29 protein-coding genes are annotated in these 25,123 nt (G+C 72.3%); 12 read left to right on the forward strand and 17 right to left on the reverse strand.

The features are described from left to right. The 7 genes from ACW9J6_RS21470 to gap form a co-directional block, all read right to left on the reverse strand. A complete protein-coding gene (locus ACW9J6_RS21470; protein ID WP_457118548.1) occupies nucleotides 1-690 on the reverse strand; it encodes a thiamine phosphate synthase in 690 nt (229 codons plus the stop codon). 237 nt (nucleotides 691-927) lie between these two features. Beyond that, nucleotides 928-1,170, reverse strand: a complete 243-nt coding sequence (locus tag ACW9J6_RS21475; protein WP_457118549.1) for a type II toxin-antitoxin system RelE/ParE family toxin — start codon at nucleotides 1,168-1,170, stop codon at nucleotides 928-930. Then, on the reverse strand, nucleotides 1,160-1,417 hold the full coding sequence (locus ACW9J6_RS21480; protein WP_457118550.1) for a type II toxin-antitoxin system ParD family antitoxin: 258 nt from the start codon (nucleotides 1,415-1,417) through the stop codon (nucleotides 1,160-1,162). Before ACW9J6_RS21480 ends, ACW9J6_RS21475 begins: the two co-directional genes overlap by 11 nt. A gap of 329 nt (nucleotides 1,418-1,746) precedes the next feature. Next, nucleotides 1,747-2,835: a class II fructose-bisphosphate aldolase gene (fba, locus tag ACW9J6_RS21485; protein ID WP_457118551.1), complete on the reverse strand. Its 1,089-nt coding sequence runs from the start codon at nucleotides 2,833-2,835 to the stop codon at nucleotides 1,747-1,749. Nucleotides 2,836-3,023: 188 nt separating this feature from the next. Next, nucleotides 3,024-4,220, reverse strand: coding sequence for a phosphoglycerate kinase (locus ACW9J6_RS21490; protein WP_457118552.1), 1,197 nt, complete (start codon nucleotides 4,218-4,220; stop codon nucleotides 3,024-3,026). Between the two features lie 22 nt (nucleotides 4,221-4,242). Beyond that, nucleotides 4,243-4,704, reverse strand: coding sequence for a hypothetical protein (locus ACW9J6_RS21495; protein ID WP_457118553.1), 462 nt, complete (start codon nucleotides 4,702-4,704; stop codon nucleotides 4,243-4,245). A gap of 301 nt (nucleotides 4,705-5,005) precedes the next feature. Then, nucleotides 5,006-6,013 (reverse strand): type I glyceraldehyde-3-phosphate dehydrogenase, encoded by a 1,008-nt coding sequence (gene gap, locus ACW9J6_RS21500; RefSeq protein WP_457118554.1) that lies wholly within the window; start codon nucleotides 6,011-6,013, stop codon nucleotides 5,006-5,008. Between the two features lie 422 nt (nucleotides 6,014-6,435). Here gap and ACW9J6_RS21505 point away from each other — a divergent pair, with 422 nt between their 5' ends. From ACW9J6_RS21505 to ACW9J6_RS21515, 3 genes are all read left to right on the forward strand, one after another. Beyond that, nucleotides 6,436-6,717: a DUF4164 family protein gene (locus ACW9J6_RS21505; protein WP_457118555.1), complete on the forward strand. Its 282-nt coding sequence runs from the start codon at nucleotides 6,436-6,438 to the stop codon at nucleotides 6,715-6,717. A gap of 14 nt (nucleotides 6,718-6,731) precedes the next feature. Further along, a complete protein-coding gene (locus ACW9J6_RS21510; RefSeq protein WP_457118556.1) occupies nucleotides 6,732-7,136 on the forward strand; it encodes a cell division protein ZapA in 405 nt (134 codons plus the stop codon). 180 nt (nucleotides 7,137-7,316) lie between these two features. Further along, entirely contained in the window at nucleotides 7,317-7,955 is a 639-nt protein-coding gene (locus tag ACW9J6_RS21515; RefSeq protein ID WP_457118557.1) for a L,D-transpeptidase, read from the forward strand. A 153-nt stretch (nucleotides 7,956-8,108) separates the two neighbouring features. Here ACW9J6_RS21515 and ACW9J6_RS21520 read toward each other — a convergent pair whose 3' ends face one another. From ACW9J6_RS21520 to ACW9J6_RS21545, 6 genes are all read right to left on the reverse strand, one after another. Beyond that, a complete protein-coding gene (locus ACW9J6_RS21520; protein ID WP_457118558.1) occupies nucleotides 8,109-8,762 on the reverse strand; it encodes a zeta toxin family protein in 654 nt (217 codons plus the stop codon). After that, nucleotides 8,731-8,949, reverse strand: coding sequence for a hypothetical protein (locus ACW9J6_RS21525; RefSeq protein ID WP_457118559.1), 219 nt, complete (start codon nucleotides 8,947-8,949; stop codon nucleotides 8,731-8,733). The genes ACW9J6_RS21520 and ACW9J6_RS21525 overlap by 32 nt, the downstream gene beginning before the upstream one ends. A 62-nt stretch (nucleotides 8,950-9,011) precedes the next feature. Continuing rightward, nucleotides 9,012-9,614, reverse strand: a complete 603-nt coding sequence (locus ACW9J6_RS21530) for an NUDIX domain-containing protein (protein WP_457118560.1) — start codon at nucleotides 9,612-9,614, stop codon at nucleotides 9,012-9,014. 108 nt (nucleotides 9,615-9,722) lie between these two features. Continuing rightward, nucleotides 9,723-9,992, reverse strand: a complete 270-nt coding sequence (locus tag ACW9J6_RS21535) for a sulfurtransferase TusA family protein (protein ID WP_457118561.1) — start codon at nucleotides 9,990-9,992, stop codon at nucleotides 9,723-9,725. Nucleotides 9,993-10,071: 79 nt separating this feature from the next. Continuing rightward, nucleotides 10,072-10,458 (reverse strand): hypothetical protein, encoded by a 387-nt coding sequence (locus ACW9J6_RS21540; protein ID WP_457118562.1) that lies wholly within the window; start codon nucleotides 10,456-10,458, stop codon nucleotides 10,072-10,074. Between the two features lie 258 nt (nucleotides 10,459-10,716). Further along, entirely contained in the window at nucleotides 10,717-12,084 is a 1,368-nt protein-coding gene (locus tag ACW9J6_RS21545) for a glutamate--cysteine ligase (protein ID WP_457118563.1), read from the reverse strand. A 434-nt stretch (nucleotides 12,085-12,518) separates the two neighbouring features. On the opposite strand from ACW9J6_RS21545, the gene dnaE reads away from it, so the two are divergent. Further along, on the forward strand, nucleotides 12,519-15,998 hold the full coding sequence (gene dnaE / locus ACW9J6_RS21550; protein WP_457118564.1) for a DNA polymerase III subunit alpha: 3,480 nt from the start codon (nucleotides 12,519-12,521) through the stop codon (nucleotides 15,996-15,998). A gap of 232 nt (nucleotides 15,999-16,230) precedes the next feature. Here dnaE and nhaA read toward each other — a convergent pair whose 3' ends face one another. Then, the gene (gene nhaA / locus ACW9J6_RS21555; protein ID WP_457118565.1) at nucleotides 16,231-17,424 is read right to left on the reverse strand and encodes a Na+/H+ antiporter NhaA; all 1,194 of its coding nucleotides are present in this window, start codon (nucleotides 17,422-17,424) and stop codon (nucleotides 16,231-16,233) included. A gap of 214 nt (nucleotides 17,425-17,638) precedes the next feature. On the opposite strand from nhaA, the gene ACW9J6_RS21560 reads away from it, so the two are divergent. Both ACW9J6_RS21560 and ACW9J6_RS21565 read left to right on the forward strand, forming a co-directional pair. Next, nucleotides 17,639-17,845, forward strand: a complete 207-nt coding sequence (locus ACW9J6_RS21560; RefSeq protein ID WP_457118566.1) for a hypothetical protein — start codon at nucleotides 17,639-17,641, stop codon at nucleotides 17,843-17,845. A 36-nt stretch (nucleotides 17,846-17,881) separates the two neighbouring features. Then, on the forward strand, nucleotides 17,882-18,316 hold the full coding sequence (locus ACW9J6_RS21565; protein ID WP_457118567.1) for a hypothetical protein: 435 nt from the start codon (nucleotides 17,882-17,884) through the stop codon (nucleotides 18,314-18,316). A gap of 51 nt (nucleotides 18,317-18,367) precedes the next feature. Here ACW9J6_RS21565 and tlpA read toward each other — a convergent pair whose 3' ends face one another. Beyond that, nucleotides 18,368-19,015: a thiol:disulfide interchange protein TlpA gene (gene tlpA, locus ACW9J6_RS21570; RefSeq protein ID WP_457118568.1), complete on the reverse strand. Its 648-nt coding sequence runs from the start codon at nucleotides 19,013-19,015 to the stop codon at nucleotides 18,368-18,370. Between tlpA and argH the strand changes: the two genes are divergently transcribed. Both argH and ACW9J6_RS21580 read left to right on the forward strand, forming a co-directional pair. Beyond that, nucleotides 19,014-20,402 (forward strand): argininosuccinate lyase, encoded by a 1,389-nt coding sequence (gene argH, locus ACW9J6_RS21575; RefSeq protein ID WP_457118569.1) that lies wholly within the window; start codon nucleotides 19,014-19,016, stop codon nucleotides 20,400-20,402. The two genes, tlpA and argH, sit on opposite strands and share 2 nt — an antisense overlap. 15 nt (nucleotides 20,403-20,417) lie before the next feature. Further along, on the forward strand, nucleotides 20,418-21,200 hold the full coding sequence (locus tag ACW9J6_RS21580) for an SDR family oxidoreductase (RefSeq protein ID WP_457118570.1): 783 nt from the start codon (nucleotides 20,418-20,420) through the stop codon (nucleotides 21,198-21,200). A gap of 37 nt (nucleotides 21,201-21,237) precedes the next feature. On the opposite strand, the gene ACW9J6_RS21585 is transcribed toward ACW9J6_RS21580, so the two are convergent. Next, entirely contained in the window at nucleotides 21,238-21,606 is a 369-nt protein-coding gene (locus ACW9J6_RS21585; RefSeq protein ID WP_457118571.1) for a VanZ family protein, read from the reverse strand. A 156-nt stretch (nucleotides 21,607-21,762) separates the two neighbouring features. Between ACW9J6_RS21585 and ACW9J6_RS21590 the strand changes: the two genes are divergently transcribed. Then, nucleotides 21,763-22,044, forward strand: a complete 282-nt coding sequence (locus ACW9J6_RS21590; protein ID WP_457118572.1) for a hypothetical protein — start codon at nucleotides 21,763-21,765, stop codon at nucleotides 22,042-22,044. A gap of 205 nt (nucleotides 22,045-22,249) precedes the next feature. Here ACW9J6_RS21590 and ACW9J6_RS21595 read toward each other — a convergent pair whose 3' ends face one another. Further along, nucleotides 22,250-22,417 (reverse strand): hypothetical protein, encoded by a 168-nt coding sequence (locus ACW9J6_RS21595; RefSeq protein WP_457118573.1) that lies wholly within the window; start codon nucleotides 22,415-22,417, stop codon nucleotides 22,250-22,252. A gap of 187 nt (nucleotides 22,418-22,604) precedes the next feature. On the opposite strand from ACW9J6_RS21595, the gene ACW9J6_RS21600 reads away from it, so the two are divergent. The 3 genes from ACW9J6_RS21600 to mobA all read left to right on the forward strand — a co-directional run bounded on the left by ACW9J6_RS21600 (nucleotide 22,605) and on the right by mobA (nucleotide 24,925). Continuing rightward, nucleotides 22,605-23,024, forward strand: coding sequence for a cupin domain-containing protein (locus ACW9J6_RS21600; RefSeq protein WP_457118574.1), 420 nt, complete (start codon nucleotides 22,605-22,607; stop codon nucleotides 23,022-23,024). Between the two features lie 78 nt (nucleotides 23,025-23,102). Then, nucleotides 23,103-24,236: an Mrp/NBP35 family ATP-binding protein gene (locus tag ACW9J6_RS21605; protein ID WP_457118575.1), complete on the forward strand. Its 1,134-nt coding sequence runs from the start codon at nucleotides 23,103-23,105 to the stop codon at nucleotides 24,234-24,236. Beyond that, nucleotides 24,233-24,925 carry a molybdenum cofactor guanylyltransferase MobA gene (gene mobA, locus ACW9J6_RS21610; RefSeq protein ID WP_457118576.1) on the forward strand — a complete coding sequence of 231 codons (693 nt, stop codon included), beginning with the start codon at nucleotides 24,233-24,235 and terminating at the stop codon, nucleotides 24,923-24,925. Before ACW9J6_RS21605 ends, mobA begins: the two co-directional genes overlap by 4 nt. The last annotated feature ends 198 nt before the right edge of the window (nucleotides 24,926-25,123 follow it).

Here is a 25,123-nt window from a genome sequence, read left to right on the forward strand (position 1 = left end):
TCACGCCGAGGCTCCAGCGAGCCGCGCCTGGGCCTCTGCCACCGCTCCGGGGGCGTCCCAGAGGGCGGGCGCGAGGGCGACGAACTCGGCCCCGGTCGCGGCGAGCTCCGCCACGGCGTCGAGGTCGTGGGCGAGCGCCACGCAGGGCGTCTCGAAGATCTCCGCCCACCAGGCGGCGAGGTCGCGGGTGCTCTCCCGGGTGGCGCGGGGCTCCTCGCCGAACAGCACGTAATCGACCCCCGCCTCCCCGGCCTCCATGGCGGCGTGGCGCGAGCGCAGGCCCCCCGCCCCGAGGATGCGCCCGTCGCGCAGGCGCTCGCGCTGGTCGCGCAGGGCGTCGCCGGGCTCGTCCGCACAGGCGGCGTGGACGCCGTCGGCCCCCGCCCGCGCGGCGAGCGCCACCGGGTCGATGCCGGGCGCCTCGCAGGCCACGACGAGCGCGGCGCCGGCCTCCTGCACGGCGGGGGCGAGGTCCTTCACTTGCCGGATGAGCGCGCGCTCATCCACCGGGGCGAGCCGCAGGATCACCGCCGCCACGTCGCCGTCCCGGCAGGCGGCGACGAGGCGCGCCGCGAGGTCGGGGCCGGCCTCCGGCCCCGCCAGCAGGACGAGGCGGGTCGCGGGCGGGGGTTCGGGCGCGCGGGGCTTGCGGTCGGGGGACTTCGGGCCCGGGGATTTGGACGTGGTCATGGGCGCTGTGTGGCGAGGCAACGCTTCAAAAATATGGCGCCCGAAGGGCCGCGGGTGCAGTGACGTCGTGGTCCCGGGTGTTGGTGTGAGTTCGGCCGCCGGGACTTCACCTCTCTCACGCTCTCAGGGGTTCGACGCTTCGACGCGCCCTCCACGAGGCGCGGTCATTCATGGCTCGGGCGGCAGCTGGTCCGCTCGGAAATCTCGACCGGCGTAAAGGACCCGCAGGACTTCCAGCTAACCTGAATTCAGTCGGTAAGCGATGAGGACGCGCCGTTCCATCGCCCAGGTCCGCACGCCTGCGGCGATGTCGTCGCGCGGCGTTCCCAGTTCTGGGAACGCAGTGAGGCGGGCACACGCCGCTTCGATGCGGTCGATGTACCCTCCTGCCCGGGTTGGGCCACTCTGCTGATCAATGTAATCGCAGATCCCAAAAAGGTCTGCCTTCGCGATCCGATGGAAGACGAGATCAAGCGCCATGCTTCGCGGCTTTCAGCCGATCCGCATGATATGCGCGCAACTCGTTGAACACCTGATCCGCGGGGAGCGTTGAGCTGGGATCGTCCAGCGCCTCGCGCAACTTCGCGCGCATCACCGCATCGAGGGTCGCTTCCTCGCGCTCCAGCGCCCTCAAGCCTGCTCGGATGACCTCGCTGACCGACGCATAGGCCCCGGAGCGCACCCGGGCCTCCACGCGCTCCTGCATGTCGCCGAGCGTCACGGTCACGGGCTTGCTGGATCTCATGGGTTCACGCTCTCGGTCGGGCGCCTATCATAGCAGTGTGCATGACAAAGTCATACACGTCGGCGACGGCTGCCCTTGTCCAGGAGGCGAACCTAATCGTCGGCTCAGGGATTTCCGTAACGCCACGCTCCGCGGCGAAGCCGCGCCCGAAACCTTCTTCCACGGCGGCTCATCGCATCCGGACACCGACGTTTGCCCGGGTATGGGATCAGGATCGGCTCGACACCGGGCCGCTCGTGACGGCGTCGCCCGCCGCAACAGAATACCCGCCGCGGCGACGCGGCGGGTATTCTGCTCGGCCGGCTTGTCCCCTACTCCGCCGCCGCCTTCTGCTTCGCCCCGAAGGCCGGGTCGAGCTTGCCGGCGGCGTAGCGCTTGGCCATCTCGGAGAGCGCGATCGGCCGGATCTTGCCCGCGTGGCCGGCCGTGCCGAACTCCTCGAAGCGCTGCTTGCACAGCTTGGTCATCGCCTCCATGGCCGGCTTGAGATACTTGCGCGGATCGAACTCCGCCTTGTTCTCCGCCAGGACCTTGCGGATCTGGCCCGTCATCGCCATGCGGTTGTCGGTGTCGATGTTGATCTTGCGCACGCCGTGCTTGATGCCGCGCTGGATCTCCTCGACCGGCACGCCCCAGGTCGGCTTCATCTCGCCGCCGTACTGGTTGATGATGTCCTGCAACTCCTGCGGCACCGAGGAGGAGCCGTGCATCACGAGATGCGTGTTCGGCAGGCGGCGGTTGATCTCCTCGATCACGTTCATCGCCAGCACGGCGCCGTCGGGCTTGCGGGTGAACTTGTAGGCGCCGTGGCTGGTGCCCATCGCCACCGCCAGCGCGTCGACCTTGGTCGCCTCCACGAACTTCACCGCCTCGTCCGGGTCGGTGAGGAGCTGGTCGTGGCTCAGCGTGCCCTCGGCGCCGTGGCCGTCCTCGGCCTCGCCCTGCCCGCTCTCGAGCGAGCCCAGCACGCCGAGCTCGCCCTCGACCGAGACGCCCGCCCAGTGGGCCATCTCGGCGACCTTGCGGGTGATGGCGACGTTGTAGGCGTAGTCCGCCGGGGTCTTGCCGTCGGCCTTCAGCGACCCGTCCATCATCACCGAGGTGAAGCCGTACTGGATCGCGGTGGCGCAGGTCGCCTCGTTGTTGCCGTGGTCGAGATGCATGCAGACCGGGATGTGGGGATAGATCTCCACCAGCCCGTCGATCAGCTTGGCCAGCACGACGTCGTTGGCGTAGGAACGCGCGCCGCGGCTCGCCTGCAGGATCACCGGCGAATCGGTGGCGTCGGCCGCCGCCATGATCGCCAGCCCCTGCTCCATGTTGTTGATGTTGAAGGCCGGGACGCCGTAGCCGTGCTCGGCCGCGTGGTCCAGTAGCTGCCTCAGCGTGATGCGCGCCATCGTCAATCCTCCACGAGTACCGATATGTGACCAGTATAGGCGATCGGGTGGCGCCGTCCTAGGGCAGGATCCGGCCGCACGGCAACCGGACCCTGCCCTAGGTGTTTGATCTTACCGCGTTTTCTGAGACGAACCGGCAGCCACTTCGTCGAAAAATGCTCTTAACCGCGCCACCCTGAACCGTTGCCTCACGCCTTCAGCGCGTCGACGCCCGGGAGCGGCTTGCCCTCCAGCCATTCCAGGAAGGCGCCGCCCGCCGTCGAGACGTAGGTGAAGCGCTCCGCCACGCCCGCGTGGTTGAGGGCCGCCACCGTGTCGCCGCCGCCCGCCACCGAGACGAGCTTGCCGGCGCTGGTGCGCTCGGCCGCGTGGCGGGCCGCCGCCACCGTCCCCTGGTCGAAGGGCGGGAATTCGAAGGCGCCGAGCGGCCCGTTCCAGACGAGCGTCCGGGCGTCGTTGAGGGCCGCGGCCACCCGCTCCACCGACTGGCCGCCGACGTCGAGGATCATGCCGGTCTCGGGGATCGCGTCGATTCCGTAGGTGTGGTGGGGGGCGCCCGCCTTGAATTCCTCCGCCACCACGGCGTCGACCGGCAGGATGATGGCGCAGTTCTTCTGCCGCGCCGCCTCGATGATGCGCAGAGCCGTGCCGGCGAGGTCCTTCTCGCAGAGCGACTTGCCGACGCCGATCCCGGCCGCGTGCAGGAAGGTGTTGGCCATGCCGCCGCCGATGACGAGGGCGTCGACCTTGCCGACCAGGTTCTCCAGGAGGTCGATCTTGGTCGAGACCTTGGAGCCGCCGACGATCGCCAGCACCGGCCGGGCCGGGGCTTCGAGGCCCTTGGTCAGGGCGTCGAGTTCGGCCTGCATCAGGCGGCCCGCATAGGCCGGCAGCGCGCGGGCGAGGCCCTCGGTCGAGGCGTGGGCGCGGTGGGCGGCCGAGAAGGCGTCGTTGACGTAGAGGTCGCCATTTGCCGCCAGGGCGCGCACGAAGCCTTCGTCGTTCGCCTCCTCGCCCGCGTGGAAGCGGGTGTTCTCCAGGAGCGCCACCTCGCCGTCGCGCAGCGCCCCCACGGTCTTGGCGGCGGCCTCGCCGACGCAGTCCTCCGCGAAGGCGACCGGGCGGCCGAGTTCCCGCCCCAGCGCCTCGGCGATCGGGCGCAGGGAATCCTTGGGGTCCGGCTTGCCCTTCGGGCGGCCGAAATGCGCGAGCAGCACCACGCGCCCGCCGGCCTCGGCGATCTCCCGGATCGTCGGCAGCACGCGGGTGATGCGGGTCGCGTCGGTGACGCGGCCGTTCTCCGTCGGGACGTTGAGGTCGACGCGGACGAGGACGCGCTTGCCCCGCAGGTCACCGGCATCGTCGAGGGTACGGAACTTCGTCATGGCGGCCTCCTCGGGGGCGGGGTCAGCGGGGCGGGATCAGGGCTTGCAGGTTGAGGCGCTGGGCCGCGAGCGTGAGCGCCACGGTCAGGACGGCGGTGATCACCGCCGTGACGACGAGCATCCCGAAGCCCGGCAGGCGCCGCGTGCGGTCGGACAGGCTGCGCAGCTCGGACCGCAGGGCCGCGAGGTCGGACTGGCGGGCGGCCTCGTTCATGCGCTGGCTCGCCGCCTCGACCCGGTCCTCGACGCGGGACAGCAGCGCCTCCGAGCGGGCGTACTTGTCCTCAATGCGCGAGGCCTTGTCCTCGATCCGGGCGAGCTGGTCGCTCACCTGGGGCGGCAGGCCGGACGGCGCGCCCGGCGGCAGCTCGGCGCGCCCGACGGAGAGCGGGGCGGCCGGGACCGGGCTTGATCCCGCGGGCACCGGGACGGCGCCGGAAGCGGTGGTTCCGAAGGTGGAGGTGACGTCCGTGGCGTCGGTCATGGCAACTCCTCGGCATGGCCCCGCCGCGGCGGGGCGCCGGTTCGCAATCGGGAGGCGCGGGATCCCCTCTCCCGAGAGGGAGCGGGGTAGGGGTGAGGGCCGGACGCTTCAGCAGGAAGGCTGAACGATGCCGCTGGCAGCGCGACGTCCGGAGCCAGTCCTGACGCCGAGCCACCCTCACCCCTGGCCCCTCTCCCACTCGGGAGAGGGGAATCGCGCCTGACGAGGTGGGGACCGGTTCGAACGGGGGATCTGGCTCCGGAGCCCGCGCGGAAGTGCGGCTTCCGGCGCCGGGCCGGCCTCAGATCAGCTTCGCGAAGGCGACCGAGGTGTCGGCCATGCGGTTCGAGAAGCCCCACTCGTTGTCGTACCAGGACAGCACCCGCACGAAGGTCCCGTCCAGCACCTTGGTCTGGTCGATGTGGAAGGTCGAGGAATGCGGGTCGTGGTTGAAGTCGATCGAGACGTTCGGGGACTCGGTGGTGCCGAGCACGCCCTTGAGCGGGCCGTTCGCGGCGGCCCGGATGGCGTCGTTGATCTCGGCCACCGAGGTGGCGCGCTTGGCCACGAACTTGAAGTCCACCACCGAGACGTTCGGGGTCGGCACCCGGATCGAGGTGCCGTCGAGCTTGCCGTTCAGCTCCGGCAGGACGAGGCCCACCGCCTTGGCGGCGCCCGTGGTGGTCGGGATCATCGACAGGGCGGCGGCGCGGGCCCGGTAGAGGTCCTTGTGCATCTGGTCCAGCGACGGCTGGTCGTTGGTGTAGGAGTGGATCGTGGTCATGAAGCCGCGCTCGATCCCGACCGCGTCGTTGAGCACCTTGGCGACCGGCGCGAGGCAGTTCGTGGTGCAGGAGGCGTTCGAGATCACCCGGTGATCGGCGTTGAGCTTGTCGTGGTTGACCCCGTAGACCACCGTGAGGTCGGCGCCGTCGGAGGGGGCCGAGACGATCACGCGCTTGGCGCCGGCGTCGAGATGGGCCATGGCCTTGTCGCGCGCCGTGAAGATGCCGGTGCATTCGAGCGCGATGTCGACGCCGAGGTCGCGGTGCGGCAGCTCGGCCGGGCTCTTGATGGCGGTCACGCGGATGCGCTGGCCGTCCACCACGATGGCGTCGCCCTCGACCGTCACGGTGCCCGGGAAGCGGCCGTGCACGGAATCGTAGCGCAGCAGGTGGGCGTTGGTCTCGACCGGGCCGAGGTCGTTGATGGCCACGACCTCGATGTCCTGGCGCCCCGCCTCCTTGATGGCGCGCAGCACGTTGCGCCCGATGCGTCCGAAGCCGTTGATGGCGACCTTGACCGTCATGGTGATGACTCCCGAGAGGGAGCGGGGGTGCCGGCACCCCGCTCCCGGTTGCGGCGCGGGCGCGCCGGCCAGCGGCCCTGCGCCCGTGCGGTGGATCGAGTGTGCCGGTAGATAGGTGCGGCCGCGACCGGGACGACCGTCCCGCGCGCGCCCGGCCTCCCATCCGGGGCGGCGCGTGCGGGGGAGGCGAGAGGCGTCACGGGAACCCGGATTCTGCGGCTTTCCGCCGGCCGAGATGGCCAAGCGCGAGCGCGGGCTTCCTAACATGACCCCTCCCCCTGTCAAACTGCGCCCGGCCGGTTGTGCCGCCTCCCCACAGTTCGGACGCGTCCCGGCCGAGGTTTCGACCAGGTGATTGCGGCCAGCGCGGCCGCGTTCTAGGGTCATGATGATTGCGTGTCGTGGCGTCGAGGGGTTGAACCATGAGTGCGGCGGTGGACGACGCGCTGCGCCGGCTCGAGGCCGCGGTCGCCCTGCTCGACGCCGCCGTGACCCGCCGGCTCGACGCGGAGCGCAGCCGCCAGGACCTCGAGACCGAACTCGGCCTCATGCAGGAGGACAGGGCGCGGCTCGCCGCCGAACTCGACGCGGCGCTGGCGCAGCTCGCCGAGGCGGTCGCGGTGACCGACGACGTGGAGCACCGGCTCGGGCGGGCGATCGGCACCGTCGAGACCGTGCTGACCCGCAACCGCGCGGAAGGGTGAGGATTGACGGGCCGATGCCTCAGGTGACGGTGAGCATTGCCGGCAAGAGCTACCGCATGGCCTGCGGGGAGGGCGAGGAGCGCCACCTGGAGGAGCTGGCGCGGGGCCTCGACGCCCGCATCGGCGAGATGCGCAAGGCCTTCGGCGAGATCGGCGACATGCGCCTGCAGGTGATGGCGGCGCTGATGGTGGCGGACGAACTCGCCGAGACCCGCCGCCGGGTCGAGACGCTGGAGCGGGAGGTCGCCTCCCTGCGGGAGGCCGCCTCGTCCGAGGAGGCGGGGCGCGAGGCCGCCGAGACCCGCATCGCCGAGGGGATCGGGCGGGCGGCCGAGCGCATCGAGGCGGCGGTGCGCCGGCTCGTCCCGGGGCCGCAGGCCGGCGGGGCGGAGCCGGTGGACGGACGCGGGACCCCATAGCGGCTTCCCCGCACCAGTGTGACCCGCGGATCACGCCGGTTTCGCAACCGCACAGGCGCGGCCGTTTTAAGCTTGGCTTTATCCCGGGCCCGTTTACGGCTTGGCCATGGGTTGCGCCGCACGATGCGCGGCAGTTCACGCATCGATCCCCGTCATTCCGCGTTTTTCAAAGAGGCCCCCATGCGCCGCTTCGCCCCTGTTCTGGCCGGGCTCGCCTGCGCCGCGACCGCGTGGGCGGCCCCCGCCGCCGCCTACGAGATCGACCCCCTCACCCGCCAGCCCCTCAACCAGGGCCTCGCCGTCACGGTGCGCCCCTCGGCGGCCGCGGCGGACCCGTCCTCGCCGGCGGCGATGGACGCCACCGTGCCGAAGATCAGCCCGATCGCGCGGGAGACCGTCGCCTATGACGGCCCCTACGGCCCGGGCACCATCGTGGTCTCGACCGCCGAGCGGCGGCTCTACTACGTGCTCGGCGGCGGCCAGGCCCTGCGCTACGGCATCGGCGTCGGCCGTCCGGGCTTCGCCTGGGGCGGGGTGCAGACCATCACGATGAAGCGCGAGTGGCCCGATTGGCGCCCGCCGTCCCAGATGATCCGCCGCCGGCCCGACCTGCCCCGCTACATGAAGGGCGGCCCGGAGAACCCGCTCGGCGCCCGCGCCATGTATCTCGGCGGCACGCTCTACCGCATCCACGGCTCCAACGAGCCGGAGACGATCGGCACCGCCGTGTCCTCGGGCTGCATCCGCATGACCAACGAGGACGTCATCGACCTCTACGGCCGCACCAAGGTCGGCGCGCGGGTGGTCGTGCAGCGCTGAGGCGGGCTTTCGGGACAGGGCTTTGCCCCTTCCCGTTCACCAACCCGAGATGCCGGCCTCGCGCCGGCATTTTTCGTTCGGAGACCGGGATCCTGTCTCGCCCGCGAGGAGACCGGCTTCCAGCGGCGAGGCCGGGGGTTGAGGGCATTGGCGTCAGATCTGCCGCCCTGTGGCGAACACCGCGTCCGGCCCGAGATCCAGGGCTTCGGCGGTCGCCTCGGCGATGAGGACGTGGTGGGTCCGCCCCGCGTCGAGGTGGTTGGCTTCGATGGCCCCGCGCGCGATGCGCAGGAGAAGCTTCGGCACGCGCTCGCTGTTGTCGTAGATCAGGACGCCGTGGGCCAGCGGGATCGCCTTGGCCAGATTGCCGAAGGCCCGCGGATATCGGCGCCGGATGTCGTCCTCGGGGATGTGATGGCCGCCGCGGCTCACCCGCTCGGCGACGCGGCGCACATTCAGGTCCGCGCTGGCCAGTGCGACGAAGACGAGGCCGATCTCGTAGCCCAGGTTTCGCGCCCGCCGCATGAGGGCGATGGCGTGATGGCTGCTCAGGGTCGTCTCGAAGACGAAGTCTTCCCGCGCCTGCAGCACCGCGTCCAGGCGCAAGATCGCCAGCCGCGCGGCCTGCGTGTTCCCGGCCCCGGCGGAACGCGCGATCACGTCGGCGTTCACGAACTCTCCGACCGGCTGCAACAGGTCGAAGATGCTGGACTTGCCGGACCCGTTCGGCCCCGCGAGGATGGTACAGACAGCGGCGGAGGCGCCGCGGTCGGCCTCAGGTTCGGGGACCGAAGCTCTCGACGACAACGTCCTTCCCCTCGACCGCGATCAGCCGATGGCGCGTGCCGTCCGGCATCTCCTTGATGATCCCCTCGCCCAGGGAAGGGTCCATGTAGAAGGCGGGCACGCCGGCTTTTCGGGCCTCCGCGATGGCCCGGTTGCCGACCTGCCGGATCGCGGCCGCATTCTCGCGGGCCTTGTCGAACAACATCATGACGATTCTCCGCGCTCGACGCATGCGGCCGAGACTGCGTGACGGATGATCCTTCCCGAAATCTAGCCGCTCGCGCCCCCGGCTTCCAGGGCCGGCGCCCCGAACAGATCCGGCCGCCGCAGGCGCAGGGTCTGGACCAGGACCAGCGTCTTGAGATCGCGCAGCACCCCCGCATCGGCCATTCCGGCGAGGTCCGCCAGCGGCATCTCCACCACGGTGATCCCCTCGTGCTCCTCGGCGAGCCCGCCGCCCTCCCCGGTCCGGTCGGAGGCCGCGTAGGGAGCGAGGTAGACGTCGAGGATCTCCGTCGAGATGCCGGGCATCGGGTAGACCTGTCCCAGGGGCTCCAGGGCGCGCAGGCGCAGGCCAACCTCCTCGAAAGCCTCCCGGCGGGCGCAATCGGCCGGGTCGGCCTCGTCGAGCCGGCCGGCGGGCGCCTCGTAGAGGTCCTCCGCCGCCCCGGTCAGGGCCACGGGCGCGCGGAACTGGCGCACCAGGAGCGCGGTGCGGCGGTCGGGGTCGTAGGGCAGCACGACCACGGCCCGGCCGTGATCCTCCACCTCGCGGGTGATCGTGCCGCCGTCCGGGAGCCGGATCTCGGCGAGCAGGTAGCGCGCCCAGCCCTCGTAGAGCGGGCGCGTGCCGGTGATCCGGGGGCGGCTCATCGGGGAGTTCCGGCGCGGGGACCGGGGACGGGGATCGGCATGGGGGCTCCGGGCACGGATCGGAGGCCCGGTCTCGCGGGGAATGGACGGCCGGTCAACCGCGGCGCGTCAGGGCGCGGCTCCCCGCCGGATCTCGAAGACCAGCACGCCGGCCTCCTCCCGCGCGGCGTCGAGCCGGTCGCCCGTCTCGCGCAGCAGGTGCGGGATGTCGATGGCCGCGAGGGGGTCGGTGCAACGCACCACCAGCCGGGCGCCCGGCTCCAGGCCGCGCAGGGCCTTGCGGGTGCGCAGCACCGGCAGCGGGCATTTGAGGCCGCGCAGATCGAGGGAGACGGGCGGATCGGGGTCGGTCGGTTCGCTCACGCGGCGGGATCCCATACGGCAGCGGCCCGGCGCGGGAACGCGCCGGGCCGCCAGTCACCGGGCGGGCGCCGCCTCGCGGCGGCGCGCCGGCCGATCAGTAGCCGTAATAGCCGTAGGCCGGGGCGTAGCCATACCCATAGGCGGGGGCGTAGCGGTAGCCGTAGGCCGGATAGGAATAGCCGTCATCGTAGTAGCGCGGGGCCGCGCTCGCCGCGATCGCGCCGCCGATGATGCCCAGCGCCGCACCGGCCGCGAGCGCCCCGCCCGCGCCGCCGCGACGGTAGCCGTAGCCGCGATAGCCGCGGTAGCCGCCGCCGTAATAGCCGCCGCGCCAGCGGACCTGGTCGATATGGGCCGTCGGGCCGGCGATGGCGGCCGAGGTCGCGGCCGGGAGCGGGGCGGCCTCGGCCGTGGAGGCGAGGCCGGTGCCGAGCGCCACGACGGCGGTGCCGGCCACGATGAGGGACTTCATCCGAGACATGCGGATCTCCTGGTGAGAGGGTCGGGCCGTCGCCGGAGCGCGGCTCCTTCGGGCTCTAGAACCGGGAACGGCAGGTCTCGTTCCCATCCTGACCCCGACTTCCCGCAGGTCAGACCCGATCCTCGGGTATGATGCACCGGCTCCCCGGTGCATCGAAGCCATCGTTCGAGCGCGAAGGCCGTGCGAGAACTGTGCGGAAGCGCACACTCATCCACACGAAGTCCCGGAACGGCGAAGCTCTGCTTCGACCGGCCTGCGTCAGAGGGTCCGGGCGGAGAAGACCGGGTCGACCGTGCCCTTCCAGGGACCCTCGTAGAGCGCGAGCAGGTCCTCGGCGCGGCTGCGCCCCGCCGCGATGGCGTGGAGCGGCGCGAGGTGCAGCGTCTCGTCGCGCCCCTGAGCGTCGCGGCGCCCGCGGGCGCGCAGGCCCGCCTCGGCGATCGCCAGGGCGTCCCGGGCGACGTCGCGCAGGCGGCGCCCGGCGATATCGGCCGAGAGCCCCCGGCGCGGCGCGTCGGCCCGCAGGGCCTCGCGGGCGGCGGCGTCCCAGCCGTCGATCAGGTCGACCGCCGCGTCGAGCGCCGCGTCGTCGTAGAGCAGCCCCACCCAGAAGGCCGCCTGCGCGACGACCATGCCGGGATCGCCCATGTCGGCGCCCCGCATCTCCAGGAAGCGCTTGAGCCGCACCTCCGGGAAGGCGGTGGAGGCGTGGTTGGCCCAGTCCGAGCGGGTGGCGCGCTCGCCCGGCAGCGCCGCGAGCCGCCCCTCCATCAGGTCCCGGAACGAGGCACCGCTGACGTCGTGGTAGGTCTCGCCCCGCTTCACGAAGTACATCGGCATGGCGAGGAGCCAGTCCGCGTAGGCCTCGTACCCGAAGCCCGGCTCGAAGGCCTGCGGCAGCATCCCGGTCCGGTCCGGGTCGGTGTGGCGCCAGATCTCGGAGCGGTAGGACAGGAAGCCGTTGGGCCGCCCGTCCGTGAAGGGCGAGTTGGCGAAGAGCGCCGTCGCCACCGGCTGCAGCGCGAGCCCGACCCGCAGCTTGCGGACCATATCGGCCTCGGAGGCGAAGTCGAGGTTCACCTGCACGGTGGCGGTGCGCAGCATCATGTCGAGGCCGAGGCTGCCGACCTTGGGCATGTAGCCCTTCATGATGCGGTAGCGGCTCTTGGGCATCACGGGCGTCTCGGCCCGCGTCCATTTCGGGCTCATGCCGAGGGACAGGAAGCCGATGCCGAGGGGGTCGGCGGCCGCCCGCACCGCCTCAAGGTGGCGGGCGAGTTCCGCACTGGTCTCGTGGACGTCCGCGAGGGGCGCCCCCGACAATTCGAACTGGCCGCCGGGCTCGATCGAGATCGCCCCGCCGCCCTCCTCGGCCGCGAGCCCGATCACGTGCCCCGCATCGACGATCGGCTCCCAGCCGGTCTCCCGCCGCAGCCCGTCGAGGAGCGCCCCGATGCCCCGCTCGCCCTCGTAGGGCACCGGCGCCAGGGTGGCGCGGGCGAACGGCACCTTCTCGTGCTCGGTCCCGATGCGGAAGGCGGAGCGGGGCTTCTCGCCCTCCGCGAACCACTCGATCAGTTCGTCCCGCGTGGTGAGCGGGGTCGCGTCGGATTCGTCGCGCGCCATGCGCCACCTCGTCGTCGGTTGCTCGGATCCGGCGGAGGCCCCGCCGCAACGGTCGCGCTTAGATAGGCCGCGGCCCGATGCGCCGCAACGCGGGCCGCGGGGCCGCCCTACACCGATCGTTTACCGCAGGACCAGATCGCCCGGCAGCCCCCCTGGACTGCGAACGGAGAGCGAACAAACATGGGGCCAACAGCGAACGAGGTCCGCGTCATGATCCTACGCAAGATCCTTCTCGGTGTCACGGAGATCGCCTCGATGGGGCTGCTCGCCGGCGCGGTAGCCTTCTGGGCGGTGGCGCTGGCGCCGATGCACTGAGCGCAGGGCAGTCCGGCCGCCGCCGCCTTTCCACACCCTGTTGCGCGGCGGTCCGTGACTCCGGGCCGCCGGGTCTGCGAAGCTCCACCCTCCGGGTCTGGGCGTGCGGAGTGAGTCGGGTGCGGGTACTCAAGGACGTCGGGTTCGTTCACCTCCACACCCACTCCTCCTACTCGCTGCTGGAGGGGGCGCTGAAGATCGGCGACCTCGTCAAGGCGGCCTCGGCCGACCGGCAGCCCGCCCTGGCGCTCACCGACACCAACAACCTGTTCGGGGCGCTCGAATTCTCCGAGAAGGCGGCGGGATCCGGCATTCAGCCGATCGCCGGGATCCAGCTCTCGGTGCTGTTCGAGGCGCCCGATCCGGGCCAGCGCGGCGCCCCCCCGCCCCCGCCGAACCTCGTCCTGCTCGCGAAGGACGAGACCGGCTACGGGAACCTCCTGCGGCTCGCGAGCCTCGCCTATTTCGACGGGGCGCTGGGCGAGGCGCCGCGCGTGCCGGCCGAGGCCCTGCGGGACTGCGCGCCGGGGCTGATCGCGCTCACGGGCGGCCTCACCGGGCCGCTCGATTCCTGCCTGCGGGCCGGGCGGCCCGAGCACGCCGCGACCCGCCTCGCCCGCCTCGTCGAAGCCTTCGGCGAGGACAACCTCTACGTCGAGATCCAGCGCCACGGGCTGCCGGACGAGCGCGCGGTCGAGGCCGAGCTGATCGGGCTCGCCGACCGGCACGGGCTGTCGCTGGTCGCCACCAACGAGCCCTTCTTCGCCAAGCCCGGCGATTACGAGGCGCACGACGCGCTTCTCGCCATCGCGGAGGGCCGCCTGGTCTCGGACGAGAAGCGCCGCCGGCTCACCCCGCGCCACGACTTCAAGACCCGCGCGGCGATGGCCGAGCTGTTCCGCGACCTGCCGGACGCCCTCGCTGCCACGGTCGAGATCGCGATGCGCTGCTCCTACCGGGTGCGCACCCGCAAGCCGATCCTGCCGAGCTTCGGACTCCCCCCGGGCGAGAGCGCGCCCGCCGCGGCCGCCGAGTTCCTGGATGAGGCGGGCGAGCTGCAGCGCCAGGCCGAGGCCGGGCTGGAGCGCCGCCTCGCCGAGGCCGGCCCCGCCGAGGGCCTGAGCGAGCAGCACTACCGGGACCGTCTCGCCTACGAGATCGGCATCATCACCAAGATGAAGTTCCCGGGCTACTTCCTGATCGTCTCGGACTTCATCAAGTGGGCCAAGGCGAACGACATCCCGGTCGGGCCGGGCCGCGGCTCGGGCGCGGGCTCGCTGGTGGCGTGGTCGCTGCTCATCACCGACCTCGATCCCCTGCGCTTCGGCCTGCTGTTCGAGCGCTTCCTCAACCCCGAGCGCGTCTCGATGCCGGATTTCGACATCGACTTCTGCGTCGTCGGGCGCGAGCGGGTGATCGAGTACGTGCAGCGCCGCTACGGCGAGCCCCAGGTCGCCCAGATCATCACCTTCGGCACGCTGCTCGCCCGCGGCGTGCTGCGCGACGTCGGCCGCGTCCTGGAGATGCCCTACGGCCAGGTCGACAAGCTCACCAAGCTGGTGCCGCAGAACCCGGCCAACCCCGTCACCCTGGCGCAGGCGATCGAGGGCGAGCCGCGCCTGCAGAGCGCCATGGAGGAGGAGCCGGTCGTCGCCCGGCTGATGGCGATCGCCCAGAAGCTGGAGGGCCTGCACCGCCACGCCTCGACCCACGCGGCGGGCGTGGTGATCGGCGACCGGCCGCTGGAGCAACTGGTCCCGCTCTACCGCGACCCGAAGACCGGGATGCGGGTCACCCAGTTCAACATGAAGTGGGTGGAGCAGGCGGGCCTGGTGAAGTTCGACTTCCTGGGCCTCAAGACCCTCACGGTCCTGCGCGGCGCCACCGACCTCCTGCAGCAGCGCGGCGTCGTGATCGACCTCGCGGCCCTGCCGCTCGACGACGACCTCACCTACGAGCGCCTGCGCAAGGGCGAGGTGGTGGGCGTGTTCCAGGTGGAATCGGCGGGCATGCGCAAGGCGCTCGTCGAGATGTGCGCCGACCGCTTCGAGGACCTGATCGCGCTCGTCGCCCTCTACCGGCCGGGGCCGATGGCCAACATCCCGGTCTATTGCGAGCGCAAGCTCGGGCGCGATGCCGGCAACGAGGCCGCGTGGTACCCCCACACCAAGCTGGAGCCGATCCTGGCCGAGACCTTCGGCATCATCGTCTACCAGGAGCAGGTGATGGAGGTGGCCAAGGTGCTGGCCGGCTACTCCCTCGGGGACGCCGACCTCCTGCGCCGGGCCATGGGCAAGAAGATCAAGGCGGAGATGGACGCCCAGCGCGACCGTTTCCTGAAGGGCGCCATCGAGCGCGGCCTCGACCGGGCCAAGGCGGACGAGATCTTCGACCTGTTGGCCAAGTTCGCCGATTACGGCTTCAACAAGTCGCACGCGGCCGCCTACGCGCTGATCACCTACCAGACCGCCTACCTGAAGGCGAACTACCCCGTCGAGTTCCTGGCGGCCTCGATGTCCCAGGACCTCGACGACACCGACAAGCTCGCGGAGCTGCGCCAGGACGCGCAGCGCCTGGCGATCCGGGTCGAGCCGCCCTCGGTGAACCGCTCCGGCGTCACCTTCGAGGTCCATGACGGCACGATCCGCTACGCGCTCGCGGCCATCAAGGGCGTGGGCCGGGCCGCCGTCGAGTCGATCGTGCAGGCGCGGGGCGACCGGCCCTTCCGCGACCTCGGCGACTTCGCCCGGCGGCTCAACCCGCGCCAGGTCAACAAGCGCACGCTCGAGAGCCTGGTGGCGGCGGGCGCCCTCGACGAGATCGAGCCCGACCGGGCGCGGGCCTTCGCGGCCGTCGAGCCGATGATGCGCCTCGCGCAGGGGGCGGTCGAGGCGGAGACGGTCGGCATGACCGACATGTTCGGGGGCGTCGCCGCCGCGGACGTGGCCCTGCGCATCCCGCCCTACGATCCCTGGCCGGCGGCGGACCGGCTGAAGAAGGAGTACGAGGCGGTCGGCTTCTTCCTGTCGGGGCACCCCCTCGACGAGTACGGCGACCTCCTGAAGAAGCTGCGCGTGCAGAGCTGGGTCGAGTTCTGCCGCTCGGTGCGGGCCGGCAACGGCGTCGGGCGGGTGGCCGCCACCGTCCTCGACCGCTCGGAGCGGCGCACCAAAACCGGCAACAAGATCGGCATCGTCAACCTGTCCGATCAGACCGGCCACTTCGAGGCGATCGTGTTCTCGGAGGGATTGCAGCAGTACCGCGAGCTGCTGGAGCCCGGCCGGGCGCTCGCCCTCCAGCTCCAGGCGAGCGCCGAGGGCGAGGACGTGCGCGCCCGCATCCAGACCTGCGAGCCCCTCGACCAGGCGGTGGCCCGCTACCAGAAGGGCATGCGGATCTACCTGCGCGACGAGCGCCCGATCCCGAGCGTGCAGCAGCGCCTCACCGTGCGGGGCGAGGGCGAGGTCTCGCTGATCCTGATCCTCGACGGGGGCGAGCGCGAGGTCGAGGTGAAGCTGCGCGACCGCTACCAGGCCTCCCCTCAGGTCGCCGGGGCGCTCAGGGCCGTGCCCGGCGTGGTGCAGGTCGAGGTGAGCTGAGGGAGGTCGATCGGGCTCCCTCGGGCCGCGCGCTCGGCCGCTGAACGCGCCTGGACGACACACCCCTCTTGCTGAGGTCCGAGCAACGCGAGCCTCGAAGCACCCCGGAATGGCCCGTCCGAGGCGCTTTTCGCTGGGATGAGCCCTCCGGGGTGCTTCGAGGCCGCTTCGCGGCACCTCTGCATGAGGATGGTCGCGACCGTCCCAAGCGCGCGCCGCCGAAGCGGCCCCGTCATGCCGGCCCCTTGCGGCCCGCCAGCACCAGCACCAGCGCCCCGGCGAGGGACGACAGCAGCGAGCCGAGGAGCACCCCGAGCTTGGTCTCGGCCTCGAATTCGGGACGGACCGCGAAGGCGAGCGCGCCGATGAACAGGCTCATGGTGAAGCCGATCCCGCAGAGCAGCGCCACCCCGTAGATCTGGGCCCAGGTCGCTCCCACCGGCTTCTTGGCGAGGCCCGACCGCACGGCGAGCCAGACCCCGCCGAACACGCCCGCCTGCTTGCCGAGGAAGAGCCCCGCCGCGACGCCGAGCGTCACCGGGGCGAGGAGCGCGTCGAGGCCGAGCCCCCGCAGCGCCACGCCCGCATTGGCGAAGCCGAAGATCGGCACGATCGCGTAGGCGACGACGGGCTGCAGCGCGTGCTCCAGGGTGTGGAGGGGCGAGTGCGTGTCGTCCGGCCGGCCGGGGCTCGGGCGGCACGGAATGGCGAGCGCCAGGACCACCCCGGCCACCGTCGCGTGCAGCCCCGAGCGCAGCACCACGAGCCAGAGCGCCGCGCCGAGGATCAGGTAGGGCCCGAGCCGCCGCTGGCCGACCCGGTTGAGGGTGACGAGCATCGCGGTGATCGCCGCGGCGAGGCCGAGCATCGGCCAGGACAGGTCGGCCGTGTAGAACAGCGCGATGATCAGCACCGCCCCGAGATCGTCCAGGATGGCAAGCGCGGTGAGGAAGATCTTGAGGGAGACCGGCGCCCGGGAGCCGAGCAGGGCCAGCACGCCGAGCGCGAAGGCGATGTCGGTGGCCGCCGGGATCGCCCAGCCGCGCAGGCTCGCGGGCGCGTGCCAGTTCACGGCGGCGTACACGAGGGCGGGCGCGATCATGCCGCCGAGCGCCGCGATGCCGGGCAGCGCCCGGGCGGCCCAGCTGCGCAGGCCCCCATCCAGGAACTCGCGCTTGATCTCCAGCCCGACGAGCAGGAAGAAGACCGCCATCAGGCCGTCGTTGATCCAGTGGAGGAGGCTGAGCGGCCCGATCTCCGCGTGGAGGAGATGCGCGTAGGCGCCGCCCAGGGGCCCGTTCGCCACCACGAGGGCGAGCACGGCGCTGCCCATCAGGACGATGCCGCCGCCCGCGCTGCTGGCGAGGAGGTCGCGCAGGGCCGAGAGCGGCCGCGGGAACCGGCGGAGGGGGCGCAGGCGGGTCATGCCCGCCCCGTGCCAGGAATCCAGAGTGCGTTCAACGCCGCGGGCGAGCGGCCACCCGGGAGCGGGATGAACCACCGAGGCGGCGGCTCACTCCATCGCATCGGTGCGGCCGTCTTGCCAGGAGACTGCCCTCAGGGCAGATTTGCCGTTACGTGGCACCGATGCCCTTGGCATTCGCACATTTTTGTGCGAGGCCAGCGCCCGGAGAGAGCAGGTGAAGCGGGACGCGCTGATCCGGAAGCTTCGGGCCTATGCCAGGAAGCATGAGCTTCGCTTCGAGCTCGACATGGTCCGCGGCAAGGGCAGCCACTACGTCGCCTATCTCGACGACCGAACCACGGTCATTCAGAGTGGCGAACTCGACCGGCTTCAGGTCAAGCGCATCTGTGATCAACTCGCGGTTGACCCGGCTTCTCTCTGAACGGATTTCGAGCGGCACGGGCGGAGAGGGATCGACATGGAGACGACCTGGACCTATCCGGTCGAATTGCGGTGGGAAGGCGGAGCGTTTCACGCCTATTCGTCCGGCGTCCCTGCGGCGATCGCCTCCGGACCGACGGTCGAGGCAGCGCTCGACGAGATGGCGAAGGCATTCACCGCGCTCGTCCTGTCCCGCATGAGCCGCGGTCTCGACCTGTTTCCGCCGGGCATCGCCGCGGACCGCGAGACCTACCGCGTGCCACTGCCGGCTCGGCTCGCTGCCAAGGCCTCGGTCTACGCACTCTGGCACCGGAGCGGGCTGAGCAAGACGGCCTTGGGCGAGCGCCTCGGCCGCTCCGAGACCGAGGTGCGGCGCATCCTGGATCCGAGGTACGGGACCAAGCTCGATCAGATCGAGGAAGCCGTGAGGGCGCTCGGCGGACGCATGACGGTCGGCTTCGAGGCGGCATGACGGAATGCGGATCCGCCTGCTGCCGATGACGGGATCGTATGGCCGCGTCGTCTACCCCGCCGGCAGGCGTCCCAGCGCCGCCCGCACCAGGGCGAGCCCGTCCTCGCTCGCCCACTCGGCCGGGCCCTTCATCACGCCGATCTCGCAGCCGGCCTTGTCGATGAGGAGCGTGGTCGGCAGCCCCACCACCTCGCCGCTCTTCTGGAGCACCGGCAGCACGCCGCCCGCCGGGTCGGAATAATAGGCGAGCCGGGTGATGCCGGTCTCGCGCAGCCAGGCCGGCGGCCTGTCCGGGTTGCGGGTGTCGACGTTGAGGGCCACCACCTCGAAGTCCGGCCCCCCGAGCGCCCCCTGGAGCCGGTCCAGCGCCGGCATCTCCGCCTTGCAGGGGGCGCACCACGTCGCCCAAAGGTTCAGGAGCACGGTCCGGCCCTTGAGGTCGTCGAGGGTGCGGGGCTTGCCGTCCGGGCCGGTGAAGGCGAGCGCCGGCGTCGGCTTCGGGGCGGGATCGACCTGGAGCGCCGCCACCTCCCCGCGCGAGAAGGGCGCGACCCGCGCGGCGGTCGCGGCGGCCCCCCGGCAGGCGCCGCTGTTGCCGGGGCTGCCCGCGGCGTATAGGGCGGCGCCCAGGGCCAGGGCGGCGACGGCGATCCCGCCCGTGAGGGCGAGCGGCTGACGGGCGAGACGAGGTGCGGACATGAGCAACCGGATGTGGGGCGGGCGCTTCGCGAGCGGCCCCGCCGAGATCATGGAGGAGATCAACGCCTCCATCGGCTTCGACAAGCGCCTCGCCCCCCAGGACATCCGGGGCTCGCTCGCCCACGTGGCCATGCTGGGAAAGACCGGGATCCTGCCGCAGGCCGATGTGGCGGCGATCGAAGCCGGGCTCAAGACGGTCCAGGCGGAAATCGAGGCCGGGACCTTCACGTTCCAGCGCGCGCTGGAGGACATCCACATGAACGTGGAGAGCCGCCTGCGCGAGATCGTCGGGCCGACGGCCGGGCGCCTGCACACCGCCCGTTCGCGCAACGACCAGGTCGCCACCGACATGCGCCTGTGGGTGCGCGACACGCTCGACGCCCTCGACGCCCAGGCCGCCGACCTGCAGCGGGCGCTGGCGGAGCTTGCCCTCGCCCATGCCGGCACGGTGATGCCGGGCTTCACCCACCTGCAATCGGCCCAGCCCGTCACCTTCGGCCACCATCTCCTCGCCTACGTGGAGATGCTCGGGCGCGACCGCGGCCGCTTCCGCGACGCGCGGGCGCGGATGAACGAGTGCCCGCTCGGCGCCGCGGCCCTCGCCGGCACCTCCTTCCCGATCGATCGCCACGCCACCGCGGCCGCCCTCGGCTTCGACCGGCCGACCGCGAATTCCCTCGATTCCGTCGCCGACCGCGACTTCGCCCTGGAGGCCCTGGCGGCGGCGGCGATCGCCGCCACGCACCTGTCGCGCTTCGCCGAGGAGATCGTGGTCTGGACCTCGGCCCAGTTCGGCTTCGTGCGGCTCTCGGACCGGTTCACCACCGGCTCCTCGATCATGCCGCAGAAGCGCAACCCGGACGCCGCCGAGCTGGTCCGCGCCAAGGCCGGCCGGGTGATCGGCGCGCTCACCGGGCTCCTGATCGTGATGAAGGGGCTGCCGCTCGCCTATTCGAAGGACATGCAGGAGGACAAGGAGGGCACCTTCGACGCGCTCCAGACCCTCTCGCTGTGCCTCGCCGCCATGGCCGGGATGGTCCGCGACCTCGAGCCGGTGCCGGAGGTGCTGAAGGCGGCGGCGGGCTCCGGCTACGCCACCGCCACCGACCTCGCCGATTGGCTGGTGCGCGAACTCGGCCTGCCCTTCCGGGACGCCCACCACGTCACCGGACGGCTCGTCGGCCTCGCCTCGGCCAGGGGCGTGGGGCTCGAAGCGCTGAGCCTCGACGAGATGCGGGCGGAGGAACCCCGCATCACCCCGGCGATCTACGACGTGCTCGGCGTCGAGAAGTCGGTGGCGAGCCGCACCAGCTACGGGGGCACCGCCCCCGCCAACGTGCGGGCGCAGGCCGAACGCTGGCTCGAAGCGTTGGCCACTCACCAGTAACGGGAGGACACACCCATGGATCTCGGTCTCAAGGGCAAACGCGCCATCGTCCTGTCGTCGAGCCGGGGGCTCGGCCGCGGCATCGCCGAGAGCCTCGCGGCGGAGGGGGCCAACGTGCTCATGGCCGCGCGCAGCGCCGAGCGGCTGGAGCAGGCCGTGGCGGCGATCAACGCGCGCGGCCAGGGCCGCGCCGTGTCGGTGGCGGGCGACCTGCGCGAGAGCGTCGAGGCGATCCACGCGGCCGCGCAGGAGCATCTCGGCGGCGTCGACATCCTGATCGCCAACACGGGCGGCCCGCCGGCCGGGCAGGCCACCACCGTCGCACCCGAGGCCTGGGCGCCGCAATTCGACGCCATGGTGGTGCCGGTGATCCGACTCGCCGGCCTCGTCCTGCCGGGCATGCGCCAGGGCGGGTTCGGGCGCATCGTCGTGGTGGCGTCGAGCGGGGTCGAGCAGCCGATCCCGAACCTCGTGATGTCGAATGCGCTCCGCGCCTCGCTGGCCGGCTGGGCCAAGACCCTCGCGAGCGAGGTCGCGGCCGAGGGCGTCACCGTCAACATGATCCTGCCCGGCCGCATCGAGACCGACCGGACCGGCGAACTCGACGCCGCCAACGCCAAGGCGCAGGGCAAGAGCCCGGCCGAGATCGCCGAGGCGGCCCGCGCGGCGATCCCCGCGAAGCGCTACGGCCGGGTGCAGGAATTCGCCGACGTCGCCTGCTTCCTCGCCTCCGAGCGGGCCTCCTACGTCACCGGCAGCATGATCCGGGTCGACGGCGGGGCGATCCGGTCGATCTGAGGCCGCTCGAAGGCGTCGCGCGACGCCGCGCGACGCCTCACGCGAGCCGGCGCAGGAGCCGGCGCCGCAGGAATGAGCCCGCGAGCGCGCCGAGGCCCGCCCCGGCCGCGCTCGCCGCGGCGTCGATGACCTGCGCGGTGCGGCCCGGCACCCAGATCTGACCCACCTCCATCAGGCAGGCCACGATGGCGAGGCCCGCGGCGACCCGCCACGCGGCCGGCCAGCGCTGCCCGAGGACCAGGAACGCCGCCGTCCCCGCATAGGCCGCGACGTGCTCGGCCTGGCCGGGAACGCCGGTGCGGACCTCCCACTCCCGGGGGATCAGCGAGAGCCAGACGAGGACGACCACGCACAGGCACCCGGCGGCCCAGCACGCCCGGCGCAGCATCACGAACGATTCCGACATCCCGTCTCCCGATTCGGCGCCCGCCATGGTGGGGAGGACGGCCGCCTTGTCCAGTCGAGGACCGGCGTTCGATCGAAATCGAGCGACCGCATTATCAGTCGTTTCGCGGGCGGCGTGTTCGATTGCAGGGACCACATCTTGCAACCGGAACGCGCCATGGGAACGCTCGAACTGGAAGACCGGATCAAGGTGCTCGAAGCCCTGGCCACGGAGCTGATGCGCGTGCTCGTCGGGGCGAAGCTGCTGCCGGGCGCGGAGGTCGAGCGGCTGCTCGACCGGGTCGAGGAGCGCATGATCGGGGGGGCGGGCGCCGTCTTCGCGGCCCAGCTCCTGGCGGACGGGGTCGGCGCGGAGCGCCACGTCCCCTGGGAGGAGCCGGAGGCGCCGATCCGCAGCGCCTTCCGGGATCTGTTGTACCGGACGGGCGTCCCGTCCTGAGGCGATGGGCCCGGGCCCGTCAGGCGAACAGGCCGGCGAGCAGGCTGCCGATGAGCGCGACGCTGGCGAGCTGCACGATGAACCCGAGATCCTCGATCCGTTCCCGCATGGCCGTCTCCGAAAGCGGTGATGTCGTCCTTGCGCAGAGGATTACGGCGCCGGGCGCGGGGCGGCGGTGCGGTGGGGCACCGATGGCGCGGCTCCGTCACCTCCGCCGCACGGGCAGTCCCTGCGCCGTCCGGGCGGCCCGCAGGAGCCCGACGAGCTCCGCCCGGTCGCCGAACGGATCCTCGCCGCGGGCCGCCGTCGCGATCTGGATCTTCACGTCCCCGGCGATGGGGATCAGGGTCGAGGTCCCCTCCTCGACGGGCACCTTCGGGCCTCGTGCGCGGAGAGCCGCGCTCGACCCCTGAGACGCGGGCCGGGATCCTCCGACGATGGTCTCCCGCCGCCGGCCGCGCACGGCGCGGGATGCCACCGGATCGTGTCACATCTGCCGGGAGCCCGTCGTCATGACGGCGGCGCGGCCGGACCGGCCGCATCCCGACGGGAAACGATCCATGGTCAAAACCGCCCTCCTCATCGCCGCGCTCCTCGCCACCCCCGCCGCGGCGCAGGAGGCCGCGCGGGAGCCCGCGACCGACGCGGCGGGCGTCCGCCTGCTCTACGACCACCCGATTCCCGGCCTGCCCGGCAAGAGCCTGCGCGGCGTGCTCGTGACCTACGGGCCGGGCGGGGCCTCGCCCGGCCATCGCCACGCGCCCTCCGCCTTCATCACCGCGACGGTCCTCGACGGGGCGGTCGTCAGCCGGGTCAACGACGGGCCGGAGCGGGTCTACCGGGCGGGCGAGAGCTTCGTCGAGCAGCCGGGCGACCACCACGCGGTCAGCCGGAACGCCAGCGGGACGGTGCCGGCGCGGCTGCTGGCGGTCTTCGTGGTCGACAGCGGCGAGACGCGCCTGACGATGCCCGACGACTGAGTTGCCGCGCTGGCGTTTCCCCGATGCGGGGTTACATGGGCAGGAGGGCCGCGTCGGCCCGCCGAGGAGTGACGAGTCGTGGCGATCACCCGTGAGGACGTGCTGAGGGCGCTGTCGGGCGTGACCGTGGACCCCAAGGGCACCCCGCTCCCCGCTTCCGGACGCCTCTCCGAGATCGTGATCGATCCCGGCCAGCGGGTGATGTTCTCGATCGCCATCGCCCCGCGCGAGGCCGAGGCCTTCGAGGCGGTGCGGCAGGCGGCCGAGATCGCCGTCCTGAAGGTCCCGGGCGTGAAGAGCGTGCTCGCGAGCCTCACCGGCGAGCGGCCGCAGGGCCAGGGAGGTCCGCCGGCGGGCGCGCCCCGGCCCGGACCGGGCGGGGCCGGCCCGCGGCCCGGGCCGGCGGTTCCGGGCATCCGCCACGTCATCGCGGTGGCCTCCGGCAAGGGCGGCGTCGGCAAGTCGACCACCGCCTGCAACCTCGCCCTCGCCCTCAAGGCGCAGGGGCTGAAGGTCGGCCTCCTCGACGCGGACATCTACGGCCCCTCGGTGCCCAAGCTGTTCGGCCTCGACCAGAAGCCCGAGACCGTCGCGACGCCGGAGGGCCAGCGCATCGTGCCGCTCAGCGGCTACGGCCTGCCGGTGATGTCGATCGGATTCCTGATCCAGGCCGAGACGGCGATGATCTGGCGCGGCCCGATGGTGCAGTCGGCCCTGACCCAGCTCCTGCGCGAGGTGGCCTGGGGCGAGCTCGACGTGCTGGTGGTCGACATGCCGCCGGGCACCGGTGACGCGCAGCTGACGCTGGCCCAGGCGACGCCGCTCGCGGGCGCGGTGATCGTCTCGACCCCGCAGGATCTCGCCCTGATCGACGCCCGGCGCGGCGTCACCATGTTCCGCCGCGTCGAGGTGCCGATCCTCGGCATCGTCGAGAACATGGCGACCTTCATCTGCCCGCATTGCGGCGGGGCCTCGCCCATCTTCGGGCATGGCGGCGCCCGGCATGAGGCGCAGCGCCTCGGCGTGCCCTTCCTGGGCGAGGTGCCGCTCACCATGGCGATCCGCGAATCGTCCGACGCGGGCCGCCCCGTGGTGGCGGTCGATCCCGACAGCCCGCAGGCCGCGACCTACCGGGAGATCGCCGCGCGCCTCTGGGCCGGCCTGACGGGGGCGCCCGCCGGCCGCACGCCGCCGCGGATCGTCATCGAGTGAACCTCCCGCCGCCGACCCTGGGGGTGATCCTGGCGGGCGGCCTCGCCCGCCGGATGGGCGGCGGCGACAAGCCCCTGCTGCGTCTCGCCGGCGAGACGCTCCTCGCCCGGGTCGCCGCCCGCCTCGCGCCGCAATGCGCGGCCGGCCTGATCCTCAACGCCAACGGCGACCCGGCGCGGTTCCGACCCGGCTTCGCCGGGCCGGTCGTGCCGGATTCCGTGGCCGGAACGCCCGGCCCGCTCGCGGGCGTGCTCGCCGGGCTCGACCACGCGGCCGCGCACCACCCGGGCGTGGCCTTCATCGCCACGGTGCCGGGGGACACGCCCTTCCTGCCGGTCGATTTCGTGGCCCGGCTGCACGCCGCCCGGGCCGCCGCCGGCACGCCGCTCGCCACCGCGGCCTCCGGGGAACGCGCCCACCACACGGCCGGGCTCTGGGCGGTCGCCCTGCGGGAGGACCTGCGCGACGCGCTGGTGCGACAGGGCCAGCGGCGGGTCGGGGCCTGGATCGCCGGCCACGGCACCGCGACGGTGGACTGGCCGGTGGACCCGGTCGATCCGTTCCTGAACCTCAACGCGCCGGAGGACCTCGCCCGCGCCGAGGCGCTGGCGGCCCGGTTCGGGGAGGCGGCGGCCGAACACGAAAAAGCCTGGCTGCACGGGGCAGCCGGGCCAAGGAACGACCTCTGAGAGACGTGCAGGAGAGCACAGGGCGTCCGGCAACGAAACGGCCCATCCGCCTCCGCCGGTGCGGTCGCAGGGGTTTGGATCAGCCAGCGTGTCGAGGCCCCTCCCGCACGGCCCCACCCGGCACCGTCCGGAGGATCGGGACACGCCCGACAGAACCCGCGTGGCCATGCGCGGGAAACGACAGCGCGTGCCGCTCCA

It is taken from the genome of Methylobacterium sp. JK268, from assembly GCF_054052225.1.

What these genes read in the sequence shown, in the direction of transcription:
- ACW9J6_RS21495 (WP_457118553.1), bottom strand. Translation starts at nt 4,704, where the DNA reads ATGACCGACGCCACGGACGTCACCTCCACCTTCGGAACCACCGCTTCC.
- ACW9J6_RS21510 (WP_457118556.1), top strand. Translation starts at nt 6,732, where the DNA reads ATGCCTCAGGTGACGGTGAGCATTGCCGGCAAGAGCTACCGCATGGCC.
- ACW9J6_RS21525 (WP_457118559.1), bottom strand. Translation starts at nt 8,949, where the DNA reads ATGATGTTGTTCGACAAGGCCCGCGAGAATGCGGCCGCGATCCGGCAG.
- ACW9J6_RS21475 (WP_457118549.1), bottom strand. Translation starts at nt 1,170, where the DNA reads ATGGCGCTTGATCTCGTCTTCCATCGGATCGCGAAGGCAGACCTTTTT.
- ACW9J6_RS21585 (WP_457118571.1), bottom strand. Translation starts at nt 21,606, where the DNA reads ATGTCGGAATCGTTCGTGATGCTGCGCCGGGCGTGCTGGGCCGCCGGG.
- ACW9J6_RS21590 (WP_457118572.1), top strand. Translation starts at nt 21,763, where the DNA reads ATGGGAACGCTCGAACTGGAAGACCGGATCAAGGTGCTCGAAGCCCTG.
- gap (WP_457118554.1), bottom strand. Translation starts at nt 6,013, where the DNA reads ATGACGGTCAAGGTCGCCATCAACGGCTTCGGACGCATCGGGCGCAAC.
- ACW9J6_RS21565 (WP_457118567.1), top strand. Translation starts at nt 17,882, where the DNA reads ATGGAGACGACCTGGACCTATCCGGTCGAATTGCGGTGGGAAGGCGGA.
- ACW9J6_RS21540 (WP_457118562.1), bottom strand. Translation starts at nt 10,458, where the DNA reads ATGTCTCGGATGAAGTCCCTCATCGTGGCCGGCACCGCCGTCGTGGCG.
- fba (WP_457118551.1), bottom strand. Translation starts at nt 2,835, where the DNA reads ATGGCGCGCATCACGCTGAGGCAGCTACTGGACCACGCGGCCGAGCAC.
- ACW9J6_RS21515 (WP_457118557.1), top strand. Translation starts at nt 7,317, where the DNA reads ATGCGCCGCTTCGCCCCTGTTCTGGCCGGGCTCGCCTGCGCCGCGACC.
- ACW9J6_RS21505 (WP_457118555.1), top strand. Translation starts at nt 6,436, where the DNA reads ATGAGTGCGGCGGTGGACGACGCGCTGCGCCGGCTCGAGGCCGCGGTC.
- ACW9J6_RS21490 (WP_457118552.1), bottom strand. Translation starts at nt 4,220, where the DNA reads ATGACGAAGTTCCGTACCCTCGACGATGCCGGTGACCTGCGGGGCAAG.
- ACW9J6_RS21530 (WP_457118560.1), bottom strand. Translation starts at nt 9,614, where the DNA reads ATGAGCCGCCCCCGGATCACCGGCACGCGCCCGCTCTACGAGGGCTGG.
- ACW9J6_RS21470 (WP_457118548.1), bottom strand. Translation starts at nt 690, where the DNA reads ATGACCACGTCCAAATCCCCGGGCCCGAAGTCCCCCGACCGCAAGCCC.
- tlpA (WP_457118568.1), bottom strand. Translation starts at nt 19,015, where the DNA reads ATGTCCGCACCTCGTCTCGCCCGTCAGCCGCTCGCCCTCACGGGCGGG.
- ACW9J6_RS21580 (WP_457118570.1), top strand. Translation starts at nt 20,418, where the DNA reads ATGGATCTCGGTCTCAAGGGCAAACGCGCCATCGTCCTGTCGTCGAGC.
- ACW9J6_RS21545 (WP_457118563.1), bottom strand. Translation starts at nt 12,084, where the DNA reads ATGGCGCGCGACGAATCCGACGCGACCCCGCTCACCACGCGGGACGAA.
- ACW9J6_RS21600 (WP_457118574.1), top strand. Translation starts at nt 22,605, where the DNA reads ATGGTCAAAACCGCCCTCCTCATCGCCGCGCTCCTCGCCACCCCCGCC.
- ACW9J6_RS21535 (WP_457118561.1), bottom strand. Translation starts at nt 9,992, where the DNA reads ATGGGATCCCGCCGCGTGAGCGAACCGACCGACCCCGATCCGCCCGTC.
- nhaA (WP_457118565.1), bottom strand. Translation starts at nt 17,424, where the DNA reads ATGACCCGCCTGCGCCCCCTCCGCCGGTTCCCGCGGCCGCTCTCGGCC.
- argH (WP_457118569.1), top strand. Translation starts at nt 19,014, where the DNA reads ATGAGCAACCGGATGTGGGGCGGGCGCTTCGCGAGCGGCCCCGCCGAG.